At 44.8% G+C, this 17958-nt stretch carries 9 protein-coding genes; 6 read left to right on the top strand and 3 right to left on the bottom strand.

Going from position 1 to position 17958, the window contains the following annotated elements; translation table 11 throughout:
* The first annotated feature begins 5 nt into the window (after nucleotides 1–5).
* Complete coding sequence (gene pglX, locus ACEPSU_RS11595; RefSeq protein WP_395361557.1) at nucleotides 6–3638, top strand: BREX-1 system adenine-specific DNA-methyltransferase PglX; 3633 nt, start codon at nucleotides 6–8, stop codon at nucleotides 3636–3638.
* A gap of 58 nt (nucleotides 3639–3696) precedes the next feature.
* Here the strand turns inward: pglX (ACEPSU_RS11595) and ACEPSU_RS11590 are convergent, their stop codons facing one another.
* Both ACEPSU_RS11590 and pglX (ACEPSU_RS11585) read right to left on the bottom strand, forming a co-directional pair.
* Nucleotides 3697–4785, bottom strand: coding sequence for a tyrosine-type recombinase/integrase (locus ACEPSU_RS11590; protein WP_395321794.1), 1089 nt, complete (start codon nucleotides 4783–4785; stop codon nucleotides 3697–3699).
* Between the two features lie 53 nt (nucleotides 4786–4838).
* The gene (gene pglX, locus ACEPSU_RS11585) at nucleotides 4839–6920 is read right to left on the bottom strand and encodes a BREX-1 system adenine-specific DNA-methyltransferase PglX (protein ID WP_395361555.1); all 2082 of its coding nucleotides are present in this window, start codon (nucleotides 6918–6920) and stop codon (nucleotides 4839–4841) included.
* 88 nt (nucleotides 6921–7008) lie between these two features.
* Between pglX (ACEPSU_RS11585) and pglZ the strand changes: the two genes are divergently transcribed.
* From pglZ to ACEPSU_RS11560, 5 genes are all read left to right on the top strand, one after another.
* Nucleotides 7009–9549, top strand: coding sequence for a BREX-1 system phosphatase PglZ type A (gene pglZ, locus ACEPSU_RS11580; protein ID WP_395321790.1), 2541 nt, complete (start codon nucleotides 7009–7011; stop codon nucleotides 9547–9549).
* A 43-nt stretch (nucleotides 9550–9592) separates the two neighbouring features.
* On the top strand, nucleotides 9593–10921 hold the full coding sequence (locus ACEPSU_RS11575; protein ID WP_395323416.1) for a replication-associated recombination protein A: 1329 nt from the start codon (nucleotides 9593–9595) through the stop codon (nucleotides 10919–10921).
* 608 nt (nucleotides 10922–11529) lie between these two features.
* Nucleotides 11530–12909 carry a branched-chain amino acid transport system II carrier protein gene (gene brnQ, locus ACEPSU_RS11570; RefSeq protein WP_395321786.1) on the top strand — a complete coding sequence of 460 codons (1380 nt, stop codon included), beginning with the start codon at nucleotides 11530–11532 and terminating at the stop codon, nucleotides 12907–12909.
* A gap of 215 nt (nucleotides 12910–13124) precedes the next feature.
* Nucleotides 13125–13538: an arsenate reductase (thioredoxin) gene (arsC, locus tag ACEPSU_RS11565; RefSeq protein ID WP_395321784.1), complete on the top strand. Its 414-nt coding sequence runs from the start codon at nucleotides 13125–13127 to the stop codon at nucleotides 13536–13538.
* A gap of 349 nt (nucleotides 13539–13887) precedes the next feature.
* Nucleotides 13888–15087: an ROK family protein gene (locus ACEPSU_RS11560; protein ID WP_395323414.1), complete on the top strand. Its 1200-nt coding sequence runs from the start codon at nucleotides 13888–13890 to the stop codon at nucleotides 15085–15087.
* An 80-nt stretch (nucleotides 15088–15167) separates the two neighbouring features.
* On the opposite strand, the gene ACEPSU_RS11555 is transcribed toward ACEPSU_RS11560, so the two are convergent.
* Nucleotides 15168–17423, bottom strand: a complete 2256-nt coding sequence (locus tag ACEPSU_RS11555) for a MucBP domain-containing protein (protein ID WP_395321780.1) — start codon at nucleotides 17421–17423, stop codon at nucleotides 15168–15170.
* Nucleotides 17424–17958: the final 535 nt, after the last annotated feature.

Raw genomic sequence — 17958 nt, 5'->3', positions numbered from 1 at the left:
AGTATATGGATAAAACAGCAATTAAAAAGTTTGCGGTTGCGGCACGTAATTCACTCATCGAAAGTATCCGATTGAAGGCGGCAACGCTAGGGATTACTGAAGAGGGTGCTAGTGACAAGCTTTCGGTCTCGACATCAGAAATTGAATATTACGTAGATGATCAACACGGAATCACAGGGCATGATATCGTGAAACGTCAAAAGCTTGTTGACGAGCTGAATCAACGTGCACGTAAGAATGACTTTGCCACAGCATTCAATGATTTGGTCGAAGAGGTCGCCTACACGTGGTTCAACCGAATCATTGCCATTCGCTTTATGGAAGTTAACGACTATTTGCCTAGTGGTATCCGGGTGTTATCAAGCACCGAGAACCGTAATGTTCCAGATATTATGGTAAATACAGGGGATGCCGAAGAGGATTTGGGTGGATTTACATCCAAAGAACATGCATTAATTGATCGGGCAATGGACACGGAAAAACCGAGCGACATGGACGCAGAGTACCAGATGTTATTCATCAAACAGGCGAACGCTTTACACAAGAATCTGCCTTATTTATTCGAAACAACGAATGATTATGCAGAATTATTGTTCACTCCAAGCTATCACGATGGGGTTATTCAGCATTTAATTACCGACGTCAGCGAGGATGATTTCAATGTGGCCGTGGGCGGTCAGGTCGAGATTATTGGGTGGCTGTATCAGTACTATAATACGGAACCGAAAGATCGGGCATTCAAGAAGAAGAAATATCTCGAATCTGATATTCCAGCTGTTACCCAATTATTTACGCCCGACTGGATTGTTAAATACATGGTTGAGAATTCCTTGGGACGTTATTGGATCGATGTGCTGCAAGCTAAAGAAGATCCACGTTCTAGCAGGGAAATTGCTGAAGATTTTGGCTGGCAATACTTTATGCCTGAAGCTGAACAGTCGGATCAAATTAGTGTACAGACTAATGCTGACAGTCTCTCACAGGCGGACATTGAAGATGTGACTTTGATTGATGCGGCTATGGGATCAGGACATATCTTAATTTATGCCTTCGAAGTCTTTATGCAGATTTACGAGCGAGAAGGCTATTCTCGCAGAGATGCAGCAAAGTTAATCGTTCAGAAGAACATCTATGGACTAGACATCGATACCCGTGCCTTCCAATTAGCTTACTTTTCGTTAATGATGAAGGCTCGTGGCGCTAATCGTCGTTTTCTAACTTTGGATATTCGACCAAATGTGTTTGATGTTCCTGAATCCGGCGAATTAACGAGTGCAGACTTCCAGGAATTACTCCAGTCTGAAGACGAGGCAAAACAGTTAGACTATTTGCTGGATCAATTTCGTTATGGAAACGAGTATGGATCTTTAATCCAGTTGGACAAGTCTGTAGATTGGTCAATGATAACGCGGATTAGCAACCAAGAACTAGATGAAGGCCAGCTATCGTTGAGTTCTATCGTACTGACAGAGAGCCAAGATAAATTGCGTGAAATCTGTGCTGTTGGGAAAATACTGTCACGACAGTTCACTATTGGCGCGATGAACCCGCCCTATATGGGTTCTGGTAAGATGGATTCGATCCTTGGAAAATACGTTAAAAAGCATTTTCCAAATAGTAAGTCGGATCTCTTCGCGGTATTCATGGAACGCCTACGAAGTTTAACTGATACGAATGGTTATTATGCTATGATTACGCAACACGCTTGGATGTTTCTGTCGAGTTTTGAAAAATTACGCTCAGTTCTGAAGGCAGATACATTGATTAATATGGCACATTTGGGAACACGCGCGTTTGAAGAAATTGGCGGGGAGGTCGTTCAATCCACAACATTCGTATTCAAACACCAGACCATTGCTAATTACATTGGGACTTACGAACGACTGGTCAACTTTGATTCGCAGCAGAAAAAGGAGCAGGCTTATTTAGCGGCAGTCAAAAATACCGATGTTGACTACCTTTATCGAACTAACCAAGCGAACTTCGCTAAGATTCCGGGGATGCCGATTGCTTATTGGGCTAGCGCTAACTTGATTCATGACTTTGAAGTTGGTACGCGGATGGATGAATTGGTGGATGCCAAAGTTGGTCTTCAGACGGGTGATAATAGTAAGTTTTTACGGATTTGGTATGAAGTAGATAATAAGAAAATAAGCTTCAGATCTGTTAATCTATCTGAATCAGTTAAATCTCAAAAAAAATGGTTTCCTTGTAATAAAGGTGGCGCTTACCGAAAGTGGTTTGGAAACTACGATTATGTAATTAATTGGAAGAATGATGGCCATGAGATTAAAAACTTCAATTGGCCCAATGGGAAACAACGATCCGTAGTTCGGAACCCAAGTTATTACTTTCGTGAAGCGATAACTTGGTCTGATATTACGAGCGGATCCTTTTCTCTGAGGTACAGAGAACCCGGAAGTATTCATGATCATAAAGGAATGTCTGCATTTTCTAAAGATCACGAGTTATTAATTATGATATTGGCAATTTTAAACACACCGGTTGGGGATCATATTTTTAAAATACTTAATCCAACCGTGTCATTAGAGGTTGGTAATTTCAAGTCGTTTCCTGTCATAAAAAACAAGACAATAGAAGATAAAAGTTTCAATATATCCCGAAAATTGGTTCAGTATTGCAAAGAAGATTGGAATACTTTCGAAACTTCCTGGGACTTCACCAGCCATCCGCTCCTAACCCACATCGCTGACGATAAGCGAAATGAAGTGAGCGGTAAGCTTAAAAATGCGTTTAGTTTATGGCAAAATGAAGCTCAAGATCGGTTTGATCAGCTCAAGTCCAACGAAGAAGAGTTAAACCGAATCTTTATTGATCTATATGGATTGAATGATGAGTTAACGCCGGAGGTAGCTGATAAGGACGTTTCTGTAAGGCTGGCTGATGAAGAACGCGATATTAAGTCTTTCCTGTCGTATTTCGTGGGTGTTGTGCTTGGTCGCTATTCATTAGATGTTGAAGGGGTGGCCTTTGCAGGTGGTGAATGGGATTCGAGCAAGTACCGGTCATTTGTGCCAAGCGAAGATAATCTATTGATGCTAAACGATGCCGACTACTTTGGCGATTCACGTGATATTATTTATCGTTTGAAGGAATTTTTAACGGCTACTTTTGGGTCAGAAACGGTTGATGAGAATATTACTTATATCGCCTCTGTAATTGGAAAAAAGGCTGATTCAGATGAAGCGGCCATTCGTCGTTACTTTGTGGAAGACTTCTTTAAGGATCACAAGAAGATCTATCAAAAGCGGCCAATATATTGGGAGTATAGCAGTGGCAAGAACAATGGGTTCAAGGCATTGATGTACCTCCATCGCTACGATTCTGATGAATTGGCCATGATTCGGACAAACTATCTGCATCCGTTGCAGGGGAAATACGAATTACGAATTGATCAACTGACTCAGCTAGCAAGTAATGAAACGGTGGCGAGTCAAAAGAAACGTGACGAGAAAGAACTCAAGCATTTAAATCAGCAATTAGCCGAAATTATTAAGTACGATCCACTGATTCAGCATATTGCTAACCAGAAAATTGAACTTGATTTAGATGATGGAGTTGTTGTGAATTACGACAAGCTCCAAGACGGTAGCACCATTTTGTCTAAGTTAAAATAAGCCAAAGGGGACTTCTCAAACCGATGAGAAGCCCCCTTTGTGCCAAGTTATGTGCCAACTATTTTGAGATATTATTCAGGATTGAAATGATCTTGTCTTGATCCTGAGATTCAAGTTCTTTGATGATGTGTAGGTATGTTGATTGTGTAGTTGTGATGTTGCTGTGTCCCAATCTACGAGAGACTGATAAGACGCTAACCCCTTTGTAGAGTAGGATTGAAGCGTGTGTATGTCGTAGACCGTGAAAAGTGATTCGGGGAATGTTGAGCTGCTCTAGCTTTTCTGTCAGGATCTTATTAATTTCGGCACTAACCAAGATATGACCGGTTGCGTTCATGAAAATGGGACGATTTGAACTCAGAAAGTGCAGATCAAGAAATTTTCGAAGCTTCTGACTAGTTTGTTGATCAATGGCAATATCTCGAACCGAGGACTGGGTCTTGGTCTTCATAAAACCGGTCTTATACTTGTAATCCCAAGCTTTGTTCACAGCAATTAGATTGTTTTTTTGATCGATATCGCTTGGCGTGAGCCCTACGATTTCACCATAACGCATGCCAGTGACAGCAGCTAAATACACAATCATTTCGCCGATTTGTGATGTATCGAGATTGAGTAGTAGTTTTTTCCAATCATCGTAATTCAGAGTCTTAGCGACTTTAGGTCGTTCGCAGCCTGTAATCACAGCCTTTCTGGTCGGGTCAGTGGTAATTATTTTTTCGTCTAAGGCTTCTAGAATGCAGGCACGAAGCTGTTTGTGGAAACACGAGACGGTTCTTTTGGCATGACTTTCGGCAAATTTATTTAGCTGTTCTTGGTAGATAAGTTTGGTTAAATCCTTCAATTTGAGGTCGCCAAAAAGCTCGTTGGCATGCTTGGCAGTATTTTGATATTTGTTATAGGTAATTGGTGTTACGGCGTTTTGTTTGTAAACTTGAATCCAGCGCCGATAGTAGGAAACTAAGGATTCACTGCCAGACTGAACCGTTGTGAGGTTGGGATGTTCTGTTTGAACTTTACTGGCAGCTAGAATAGCTTCAGATTTGAGCAGAAATCCTGATTTACGAAGCTTCTTGTACTTCCCATTTTGGTCCTTATAGGAGATTTCATACTGCCAAGCATTACCACGTTTACGATAACTTACCATGTTTTTCCCTCCATTACGTGTCTATTGGCACAATTTTGTCACAGATTGACTAATTAGCCAACGGGAGAACGACAGTGTGATAGGTTATCGTCAGCGATGTGGGTTAGGAGCGGATGGCTGGTGAAGTCCCAGGAGATTTCAAAGCAATCCCAATCATCTTTTGCAATGTTAATAAGTTCTTTTACTATGCGTATGGGCTTCAGACCATTACTTAAAAGAACAGGAACGTTATTGAAGTCACCGACTTGAGAGTTTATTGTTGGGTTTAACGTACGCATAATTTTATTCGTTACTTTCGTGCCTAAAAACGCGAGAATATACAGCAGCTGATTCTTATCTGTGGAGAAAGCCTCATTTCCAGCTGTTTCCGGTATAGAACCATTTTCCCTATACAGTACACTAAATTGACCTGAAGTTATTTTGGGCCAAGTTATCGCTTCACGAAAGTAATAATTAGTATTTTGCGGACGTGAACGAACTTTACCATTTGAATCGGTAAAGTTACGAATATCATGTCCATTATTCTTCCAGTTCACGACATAATCGTAGTTTCCAAACCACTTTCGGTAAGCACCACCTTTATTACAAGGAAACCACATCTTCTGTGATTCTATAGAATCTGGAATAGAAACTGAATGAAAACTGATATTAGTGTTGCCAACTTCATACCATAAACGTAAGAACCGATTATTATTCGCAGTTGCTAGCCCTTGTCGAGCATCAACCAATTCATCCATCCGTGTACCAACTTCAAAGTCATGAATCAAGTTAGCACTAGCCCAATAAGCAATCGGCATCCCCGGAATCTTAGCAAAGTTCGCTTGGTTAGTTCGATAAAGGTAGCTAGTATCAGAGTTCGCTATCGCCTCAAGAACCTTATCCTTCTGGACATCCATGCCACCCTTGAACGCTGAAAGCTTCACGTAAGTACCTACAGCCTCATTTGTCACATTCTTCATCACAAACGTATTGATCGGCACTGTTGCTTCTTCAAATGCAGAATATTCCATCTGAATGAGACTATCAATCTTCTTCGTTTCAATTAAGTACTTTCGCAGCTTTTCATAAGTCTTGATGAACATCCAAACGAATGGCGTCATGAAGGCGGAATAGCCACCCACTTTAGCTAAATTACTGTTATTGAAAATAAATACCGAAAATAGATCACCAGAATAATCTGCATAGTGCTTTTTGACGTACTTTTTCAGTGCTGCATCCATTTTGTTCATATAAGGTGGATTCGTTACGACCACTTCATAACGATTAGTCAAAATTTCAGCAATCGATAGAACTCGTAATAGCTTATCTTTCGTCTCTTGTAGACCAAAAACATCCAGTCCCTCGACCTCTACCGATTTGATAGTATCCCGCAAAGCTTCAAAATTATAGTCTTTATTATCAAAATCGATAATTGATCCTAGTTCACGTGCATTACTGAATCTGTCAATAATGTCCGCCAAATCAGCTTGAGACTCCTCAGGTATCCGCGTCATGAATTCTTCTGGAATATCGTCGGTATCTTCAAAAACAAAAACGTTCGGTTCAAAGCTGCCCTTACGCAGTGCGCGACGATTAAATTGACGAGCCTTCATCATCAACGCAAAATACGATAGTTGATACGCCCGCTGGTCAATTTCCAGTCCAAATAAATTATTCTTGATAATTAGAGTAGCGGCATCTCTGACAGAGTAACCTTGTTCTTGATAGATCTCCATCAAAACATCAAAGGCATATACTAGAATATGGCCTGATCCCATGGCATTATCAATGATTTTTAGATCTTCAACTGATTCGTCGTCACTAATCACTTCAATATCGCTGGGAAGTAGAAATTCCAGCTTATCTTTAAGATTGCTCTCGGAGTGTCGCTCTAGCCAATACTTTCCCAACGAATTATCTACCATGTATTTAACAACCCAATCCGTGGTGAACAATTGGGTAGCGGCTGGAATGTCATTCTTTTTGACAGGGCCACCAGTAATATTCACAACTTGATCATGTGGTTCCGTATTATAGTACTGATACAGCCACCCAATAATCTCGACCTGACCACCAACAGCAACATTGAAATCATCCTCGCTAACGTCGGTAATTAAATGCTGAATAACCCCATCGTGATAGCTTGGAGTGAACAATAAATTTCACAAATTATACTGCAGGTCGTAGCAGTTTACGTTATGATTAACCTAGACATTAAAACGGATTATAAAGGGAGCAGAAACCATGGCAGACGTGGATATCAATCAAATCATTACCACACTTAAAAAGCGGTTTACCGCACAGAATCAATTTGTCTTTTGGTATGACGACAATGGCGACTTTGCCGACAGCATTACGGAGATTCAGGCGGCATTGGCGGATATCGCCGAAGTTGTGGTGATGGAGCCCGGTCAACAGTTGGCAACGAAGCAACACTTACTGACGTTACCGCGCCATGAGAAAGCCTTGATCTATTCGCCAACTGCTGAACCTGCACTTGAAGAGGATCATCTTCGAAGTATCGTCTGGTACTCGGGGACGTTTAGTGCTGATTCTAAAGAAATTTTACGTAAAGAGCTTGGCTTGCCAGATGACTTGAAGCCATTTATCAAGCAATATACTAACTTCTTTGCCAACAGTCGCCGTCGAAAGAGCTTTAGCCGGTATGACGTTACAAGTTATCAAAAGAAACCAGAGCTAGCCATTATGGCCGTCCTAGTTCACCTAGATCAACCCATCGTTAACTTTTTTGACTTGCTACAGGAATTGTTAGCTAAAGGGGTTAAGGACAATTCGGTGCTGGCAGACTTTGAAAAATTCGGTGTTTTACAGGTATTCTGGTCAGAAATCGCTGAACGTTTTGGATACATTAGTCAGCAGCCACAGCTTGAAGAACTGATGACGAGCATGTATTTAACAGTAGTGTACCAACAGATGGACAAGCCACTGCCAAAGAGTCTCACGCAGTATGATTTGAGCGCGCATGGCGCGAACGTGCGGACCTTAGTGCAACAGTTTAGTAACCGGAGAGAGAGTACCACGGCTCAGGGCGAAGATAGCTTTGATAGTATCGCCGATGTAGTTTGGCGTGACGTCGATGGTGATCGGTTGTTCAGGAATACAAAAATTGATGATTTGGCGAAGTCTGATGTTTTCCCCCGGTTTGATCAGCGGATTCTACTGTGGATTCAAGAGAGATTGCAAATTGAGGACTTGGATAGTCGTCTAAATGGCAAGACAGTGGTCGAAACGACGCATCAGCGGCTAGAAACACACTACGGCAGTAAGCCACGTTTTGCGCGGCTCTACCGAATGATGCGCAAGGCCTGGTATATTGTCCGCAATGCCCATCAACAGCCCAAAGATAACCTCCAAGGCATGATTGATGACTATATCAAGTCGGGTTATAAGATGGATACGGACTATCGGAAGTTTACGTACTATTACCAACAGGCGGGGATGCCAGAGCAGTTTGCGCAAACCAAAAAGTTGATTGAGTCCATCTACGTTAACAATTATCTTGATAATTCCATCTATGCTTGGAATCAGGAACTAGATTATTCTGAAATTAAGCCTAAGCAGTTGCAACGGAACTTTTATCGATTCCATGTTTCGCCAGAAAAGAATCGGGTTGTCGTGATTATTTCCGATGCATTTCGGTTTGAGGCTGCTAAAGAACTCGAAAAGAGACTGAGCCATGAAGACCAGGTAACGGGGTTAGATATGGATTATATGATTACCGGATTACCATCGGTAACTTATCTTGGAATGCCATTGTTGCTACCAAATCGTAAATTGAGTTTGGATAGTAAGAATAAAAAAATGACAGTTGATGGGCAATTAGCCGACAGTTTGGAACATCGTCAAGAAATCCTGAAGCATCATAACCCAAAGAGTGCCGCATATGCTTTAGACGAGTTAAAGGGTGAAACTGCTAAAGGTATTCGTGCCAAGTTTACGGGACAGGAAGTCGTCTATATTTACCACAATCAGGTTGATGCAATTGGTGATAACAAAAAGACAGAAGATGACGTTTTTAAGGCAACAGAGGAAGCAATTGATGAGATTCAACAGTTGATTACACGTTTGCGGACACAAGGGATTGTTCAAATCTACGTTACGGCTGACCATGGTTATATTTATAGAAATGACCAGCTTAAAGAGACGGATAAAATTGAAATCTCCAAGGAAGATGGGGATGAGAAGTCGCAACGATATTTAATCTCATCTCGAAAATTTGAGACGCCAGGTATTGGCCATCAGAAGTTAAGTACAATTCTTGCCAATGATGATTCTAAAAATGTGTACTATCCGAAGACGGCTAATATTTTTAAGGCTGTCGGTTCATTTAACTACGTTCACGGTGGTGCCTCTTTGCAAGAAATGTTAGTGCCTTTGTTAGAAGTGAGAACGACATCTAGTCGCTCCGCTGCTCATGATGTTGAGTTGGAGTTATTCAGTATGAATCGCCAGATCACCTCGCTGACGGTCCCCCTGGTTGTTCGCCAATCCGCGGCCATCAGTTCAACGGTTATTCCAGCCGAATTCAAGCTGTACTTTATCAATGACCAAGATCAACAGATCTCTGGCCAGACGATGGTTAATGCCAATAGCCGATCAGTTTCTGTGAAGGATCGGATGCAAAATGTGCAGGTCGTTTTAGCAGATCACGATTATGATAAGCAGAAGAACTATTACTTGGTTATTGAAAATATGAATAATGGTGAGAAGACGGAAACGCCGTTTACAATGGATATTGCAGATTTGAATGATTTTGATTTCTAAATGATTTTGGCGGTATGATTGACTTAAAAGGGTGGTGATTCTCGTGGAGCAGGAGTCGTTATTTGCCAATCAACAGAATAGACCGTTGGCCAGTCGGGTGCGGCCACGGTCTCTTGCGGATTTCGTGGGTCAGGCACATTTACTGGGACCCGGCAAGATTCTTCGCGAGCTGATTGAAAATGATGAGGTTTCGTCGATGATTTTCTGGGGACCACCCGGTGTCGGGAAGACCACGCTGGCAGAGATTATTGCGCGGCAAACGCAGGCGAAGTTTCTGCGGTTCAGTGCCGTCGACAGTAGCATTAGTCAGATCAAGAAAATCATGAAGCAGGCGGCAAGTGACATGGCGATCGGCGAGAAGACCATCGTGTTTGTCGATGAAATCCACCGCTTCAACAAGGCTCAACAGGACGCCTTCCTCCCGTACGTGGAACGCGGCAGTATTGTATTGATCGGGGCGACAACTGAAAATCCTTCGTTTGAAATTAACTCGGCGCTTCTGTCTCGTTGCAAGGTTTTCGTGCTCAAGGCGTTGGAAACCAAGAATATCAAACAGCTTCTGACCAATGCGCTGGCAAGTCCGGATGGGTTCAAAGGTAACGTTAAAATTGGTGATGATGAGCTGCGAGCGATTGCCGAATTTGCTAACGGTGATGCGCGAAGTGCCCTGAATACGCTGGAAATGGCGGTGCTCAATGGCAATAAGCAGGGCGACCAGGTGACCGTCAACATGGCGGATCTGAAGCAGTTGATTTCACAGAAGTTCGTGCTTTACGACAAGACTGGCGAGGAGCACTACAATATTATTTCCGCGCTGCATAAATCCATGCGCAACAGTGATCCGGACGCCGCCATTTACTGGCTGTCGCGGATGCTAGAGGGTGGCGAGGACCCGTTGTACATTGCGCGCCGGTTGGTGCGGTTCGCTAGTGAAGACATTGGTCTGGCCGATACGAATGCCCTGAATGTGGCAGTCAACGTCTTTCAGGCGTGCCAGTTCTTAGGGATGCCGGAGTGTGACGTGCATCTGACGGAAGCCGTGACCTATCTCGCGCTGGCGCCGAAGTCTAACGCCATTTACAAGGCTCGGCAAGCGGCTAAGCGGGACGTCAAGGAGACGCGCGATGAACCGGTGCCGCTACAGATTCGCAATGCCCCGACCAAGCTGATGAAGGACCTGGACTATGGGAAGGATTACCAGTACGCCCACGATACCAAGGATAAGTTGACCACGATGCAGACGTTGCCGGACGCGCTGGTGGGGCACGAATACTACCAGCCCACGGATCAGGGCCGAGAAGACTTGTTCAAGAAGCGCTTAGACTACGTGAAGCAGTGGCGGCGTGAGCATGCGGATGATGGGGAAAAGTAAACTAGCTGGTAAATGCTGTTTATTGAAATCTAAGTGATATTTGAATAAACAGCGCCACTTTACGAGCTGTTTATTGAAAATTAAGCGATATTTGAATAAACAACGCTACTTTACGAGCTGTTTATTGAAAATTAGGCGATATTTGAATAAATAATGCCATTCTGTGTGCTATTTATTCAAATATCGCCATTTTTTTAAATTAGAATGGAACCTCGCTAGTAGTTTTCAAGTGCAAGTAAACGTTCTCAAAAATAAAATGAGAAAATAATTAAAATTACCATTGCATTTTCATTTCCACCCACCTATAATACAATCAATACTTAAAAAACGTTGAGGAAAAAAGTAGTTCTCGTAGCGATGCGCAGTGAGTCACGGCCAGTGGAAAGTGACCATCAAGCGGGGACGAAAATCATTTCCGAGTTCGATGCTGATATGTAGGTAATCGTGGTAGCCACCATTATTTGGCTAGCGGATGTTAGTCCGCGAGGAGTGTGGCGGGTAACCGTCACAAAAAGGTGGTACCGTTCTACTTGTAGAGCCCTTTTCCCGTAGTGGGAGAAGGGCTCTTTTGACGTTTAAAACTAAAATTAGGTTGTGGAGGAATCAATATGGATAAGACAGTAACTAGCAAACCGCGCAGAAATATTGGGCAACTATTAGTGGTGAGTTCCCTGATTTTTGGGATGTTCTTTGGTTCCGGCAACTTAATCTTCCCAGTGCACCTGGGGCAAATGGCAGGGGGCCATTGGTTCACCGCAGCCCTGGGGTTCGCCATCTCTGGGTCGTTATTCCCGTTGTTAGCAATTCTGGCAGTCGTGGTCACCAAGAGTGACGGGCTCTACGATTTGGCCAAGCCGGTGGGCCGGCACTACGCCGCGCTGTTCTTGATTTTGGTTCACCTGACCATCGGCCCCTTCTTCGGAACGCCCCGGACGGCCGCTACGGCGTATGAAATGGCATTACAACCATTCTTGCCTAAGCGGTTCGACACGGTGGGAATGTTAGTCTTTACCGGCTTGTTCTTCGGTGCGGCTTACTTACTAGCGACGCACCAAAATAATCTGGTCAAGGTTGTCGGCAAGTATCTGAATGCCGGCTTCCTAACAATGTTGGCGATCATTTTTGTGGTCGCGTTCATCGATCCGATGGGTGGTTTGGATCATGCGGCCACGACGGCTTACCAGAGTAATGCGACAATCAGTGGGTTCTTGGAAGGCTACAACACGGTGGATGCCGTGGCATTGTTGGCTTTGAGTGTTACGTTTGTCCATGCCGTCCGTGGCTTGGGGTATCACGATCGTGAGCTGACCAAGTTAACAGCGAAGGCTGGGACATTGAGTATCGTTTTGGAAATCTTAATCTACTTCGGTTTAGTTTTGCTAGGGGCGTTCAGTTTGAGCAAATTAACGCTATCCGCCAACGGTGCGGTGGCCCTCTCACAAATTGTCGGTCACTACTTCACGCGGTTCGGGACGGCCTTCCTAGGTGTCCTGGTCACGTTAGGGGTCTTCACCACGGCGTTAGGCTTGGTTACGTCCTTTGCCCAAGACTTCCACAAACTATTTCCGAAAGTCAGCTACCTCAATTGGTTGCGAGTAACCACGTTTGTTTCCTTCTTGGTTGCTAATGCGGGGTTGAATACCATCATTGCCTGGTCATTACCCGTATTGATGTTGTTATACCCGCTGTCTTTGGCATTGATCCTCGCGTCGTTGACCGTTGCTAAGCGGCCGTATGCCGGGATCGTTTACAAGCTGACGATTGCCTTTACGGTGGTACCGGCCGTGTTGGATATGTTGGCCAATTCACCACAGGTGGTGACCAGCTTCGGTCCAGTTACCAGTGTCTTGAACTTCTATCATCAGGTCGTGCCATTTGCTAGTCTAGGACTTGGCTGGTTGGTGCCAACGTTTGTCGGCTTCGTGCTGGGTATTGTCTGGGGCCATCTCCGCTGGGCGAACGAACAGTCTACGGTGGTTGAAAAGTAGTTAGTGTAAATGAAGATTTAGACATCGCACGGATTAATTTCCGGTGCGATGTTTTTAGTTTTCCTAAAGACTGCGAAAAAAGTGAGACAATTATGGGGGATTTTACATTAGTAGTAAGTGTAGGGGCATTTCGTGAAGACATTCGATATCTGTCCAGCGGCTGGCATGGTATACTTTTACCGATATTAATATCAGCATAAAGGGAGGTTTCACCCATGACTCAACTCTATTTTCTCTGTACCGGGAACTCGTGTCGTAGCCAAATGGCAGAAGGGTTTGCCCGCCAAATGGCCCCGCAAGATTGGCAAATCGCCAGTGCCGGCGTCGAACAGCACGGCCTAAATCCGCTAGCCGTTAAGGTCATGGCGGAACGGGGTGTCGACATCAGTCAGCATCTCTCCAAACTGATCGATAATGATTATTTACAGCACAGCGATATGGTCGTGACACTGTGTGGGGATGCCCGCGACAAATGTCCAATGACCCCGCCAACAGTTGCCAAGCGCCACTGGCCGTTACCGGACCCCGCTCAAGCGACCGGGACCGATGAAGAAGTTCTCGCTGTTTTCCGGCAGGTTCGAGATGACATTGAGGGTCGAGTTAAAGAATTGATTCAGACACTAAGCTAAGTCTATCGTTGTTGCTAAAATGGTGAAGTTAAGTGATTGCGTCGTGGTTAGGTGTGAGAGAAGACCTAACCATGATTTTTATTTTTAAGGCGGAGATACTTCCCCCAGTAACCTAATCACGCCACTAATCAGAAAAAATATGAACAAATTGACAACAAACAGTTGAAATTTCACAAGGGGTGGGCGATACTGGGGTTAGTTGGTTCACTGAACCATGATGTTAGTTTCTGTTATCGCTTCCAATCGAATTATCAATGAGTCAGCTCGATATCACAGTTAGTTGGTATTATTGCTGCACTAACAGTAACGACTTGAGAAGTGGTGCAAGAACGACCTAAGGAGGGATTGGATGGTTCGTCGTAGTATGAATCGTAATCAGTTGCATGATCAGAACTTGAAGTTCGTTCTGCAGCAGATTTTTAATAACCATCCCACCTCGCGGATCGAAATTTCTCACCAGCTTCACCTAAATAAGTCAACGGTCTCATCTCTGTATAACACCCTGATGGCCGAAGGTTACTTGACAGAATTAGGCCTGGGGGAGGCTTCCACTGCAGGTGGGCGTAAGCCAACGTTAGTTGAAATTAACCAGAATTATGGGTACACGTTGACGTTTGATTTGGGGTATCGGCACTTACATGCGCTGGCAACACGTTTAGACGGCCACGTTTGGCAGTATGACCGGATTGAAACCAAGGATCAATCGATCCATGAAATGGTCACGCGTATTCAGCAATATATTGCGGACACGCAGGCCGCGGATACCAGTAGTAACGGTTTGCTGGGTATCTGCTTCTCCATTCACGGGATCGTTATGAATAATAAAGTCGTCACGTCACCCTTCATTAAGATGGATGGCGTTGACCTGGAACAGGTCTTCACGGACGCATACCAGGTGCCCGTGGTTTTGGAAAACGAAGCCAACCTGTCTGCCGTCTATGAACGTGACTTTAACGGCGCCCGGAATCTGAACAGTGCCGTTACCATCAGTATTCACCGTGGGATTGGGGCCGGGGTCATCTTGCACCGGGACCTCTTCCGTGGTGAACACGGGGATGCCGGTGAAATTGGGCGCACGGTTGCCAGTTTGCAATTTGACGATGCGGGTAACGCCCGGCCAATTCACGCCGAAGATATCTGCTCGGAAGATGCCATCATTCAACAGGTCGAGGAGCACAAGCAATTGCGTGATCTTGACCGAGATGACATCGTTCGCCTGTACAAAGACGGTGATTCGGAAACGACTCGAATTCTGAAGACTTTCGTGACCGGAATTGCCGGTCTGATCTACAACACGATGCGGACGCTGGATCCCGATGCCTTCTTTATCAACTCGCCGCTAATTGAAGAGTTGCCTGGAATCTTAGATGATATTCGGATCGCTTACCGGAAATTGTCCGAAAACGATGACCGGGGTATCGAGCTGACCAACAATGCGCGACTGGCTACGGTTTTGGGCGGGTGTTCCCTGATTACCCACCGTGTGTTGAACCTGAACGGTTACGAGTTGAATTTTGACCGGCCGAAGGCAAAAGATACTGAAATTTAAATTGTAAATAACGTACAAGAAAAACAATGGCCGACACGATGAATTTCGCGTTGACCATTGTTTTTTGCGTTGTTATGAAATTAGTTCCGTTTGCGGAAACGGGGAGTAATCCCGATGAGACTAGCCAGCAGGAGTCCCAGACCAATCAGCGGTGATGTGCGGTGCTCATTGGTTTGGGGAAGAACAGTCTTGGCTTGCTTGTCTAACGTTGTTGCTTGATTAGTAGCGACACGGTTTGAGGTTCTTACTGGTGTAGTCAGGCGTTGGGGATGGCTCGCCACTGTTGCAACTTTTGCGGCGTTACCACTGTGTGTCGTTAAGTCTTGTTGTGTTGGCTTAGCTGGTGTGACCATGTCGGGTTGTTGCTTAACTTTGTTGATGCCTGGCGTAATCGTTGCGCCATCACCACCTGAAGTGACTTTGTGGTAGGTTACGGTGACGGTTTGGTCGGCCGGACCAAATGTACCAGACGGGTTGCTGGCTGAGTCCAATTGATAACCCTTGATGACCGGCGTCTTTACCTGATAAGTGGTTCCCGACTGACCAGTTAATTGTGCGTCTGGCAATAAGGAATTACCTTGGTTGTCTTGGTAGTGGACGGTGACGGTTACCGTACTGGTTGGGGTCACGGGTGGTGTTACAACCGGTGGCGTCACCGGTTTGGTGGCATTCTTCGTGTAATACAAGGTGATGGTCTGAGCCTGATTGGAGAGGGTTCCCGTGATGGCGGCGCTTTGATTGCGGACGTCATCGTAGGTGTAACCGTCAACGGCCAATTGGTCCGGTGTCAGCGTGTAGGGGTCACCGGTCATTTTGTCAGCGCCGAAAGTTAGGTCAGGTTTGATCGTGGCGGTGTCGTCGGCTTCATCCCGGTATTGAACGGTAATGGCCGCCGCTTTTTCTGCGTTAGCGTAGGGGATGAGAATGGTGAAATTGTCCATCTTACTACTCCACAGGTCGGCACGCAGGTAATACTTGTGATTGCCCGGCGTGGCGACCCCCACTGAATCGGCGTATTTTCCATAAGTGCCGCCGTAGTAATAGGGTCTTTGTAGCTTAATGTTGGTGAATTGAATACTACCATCAGTGTTGACGGTGTAATCATCTTCTCCCATTCCAGAATAATAGAGTGAGAAGATTTGATGACCTTGAAATGGGTTACCGTTTACGTGGATTTGCTGGAGCTGCGTTTCAACAAGTTTAAAATTTTCGGAGTTAATTAAAAATGGTTTGTCCAAAGTGGCATTGTAATTTTGCGGTAACTGAATCAATGGGGCGACCGTTAGGGTATGTGTCGTTGGGTCAACAAATTTCTGTTGAGCGTAGTCGACGATGAAGTTTTGGTGACTGATTTTAAGCGATGTGATCTGCTTAGCGTCAAGCATTGAGAAATCGCCGATCCAGTTATACATGACGTTCAAGGTCGTCAGCTTTTTAAGGCCTTCAAGTGGTTTGAGGTTGACAATTTTGTTGCGGGAAACGTTTAAGGTCGTTAAGTTTGTGAGACTGGCCAGGGGCGTCAAATCAACGATGTCTCCGTAGGCCCCAGATCCAGTCGGCAAAGTTTGCAAGTTCATATAATCTAGGCTGTTGTCATAGGAAAGATCGAGCGAGGTCAGGCCAGTCGCGTACTGCAAGCCTTCGAGAGAAAATGGCGATTGTCCATCGATATAAACGGTGCTACCAATGGTATGGGCAGTGGCGAGACTTGTCAGACCCGTTGCGATATTGTCCTTGGTAATTTGGGAAACGTCGATACCCATCGCCTTGGCAACCATCTTTTGAAGAGTCTTGTTAGGCATCCAAACGTCAATTGACTCATTTGCCGGAGCCGAGAGCCGTGCTGCGGCGGCAACCGGAGCTACTGGTGCAGTAGGTGCAGGAGCAGCAGGTGTGGTTGGTGCTGGATTGGTAGGTGGTGTTGGCTGTGGCGCTGGTGCCTGGAGACGTTTGGTATGTACAATGGGTTTTTCCGTTTCCGAAGGGACACCAGTTGACTTGATAGGCGCTTCTGGTGACTTGGGATCTGTCGGTTGATTAGTTGGTGCAGGGGGAGTCGTTGGTTCTGTCGGCCCGTCCGCGGGTACTGGTTTAGGTGCAGTTGGTGTATTTGGAGCAACTGGTGCAGCTGGTGTGGGTACAGTCGGCGCTACTGGGGTTGGCGCTTTTTCTTCAGTAGTCGTGGTGGGATCAGTGGCCGTGTTTGTCGTGTCCGCTTGGGCAACGGTTCCACCGAAGGCGAAGACTAAACCAGCCGAAACGATACCGGCGAAAACCCAGGATTTCCCACTCTTATACATTTTGTAGCGTAATGTGACGTTAGTTGACTTTGACATGAGGCTCCTCCTTTGGCGCGGTTCCTTACTAGCATTATGAGTACTTAATTATTAACCTCAGTATAGGAGGTTTAGCTAGAATAGTCTATAAGATACCTCATAATATTTAGGGTCCTAACTACAGGGGAATGTCAGCTGAAATTCGACTGAAATGCTTATATGTCAAGGAATCTGAGAAGGATAATTGAGCTGAAATGAAGCAAATAAAGACTAAAAAATATTTTCTCATAAATAAAATTGTGGATAATTTGACTATTACTTAAATATTACGGCAAATTTTCAGTCACATGCGGATGGCTTCTTTCTGAAGCTGGGACGGGTGGTTTCATTGAAGACGGACCAACAGTAAGTGTGTGTGACCTAACTGTATTGTTGAAGAATTACTGACTTATGTTAAAAGACCACGGTATTAAAAAGTTAGTAATTTCGGTCCTTATATAAAGGAAAAGAAACAGATCCGTCCAAATCGTTACGCCCCGTAAGCATTTCCCGAAAGCCCCGATTACCGCCTTTAGAAATCGCTAACAATTTTTTA

This window comes from Levilactobacillus parabrevis, assembly GCF_044051715.1.
Taxonomy (GTDB): domain Bacteria; phylum Bacillota; class Bacilli; order Lactobacillales; family Lactobacillaceae; genus Levilactobacillus; species Levilactobacillus parabrevis.
Note: the sequence above shows the minus strand (reverse complement) of the source record. Positions and strands in the feature narration are given on the sequence as shown.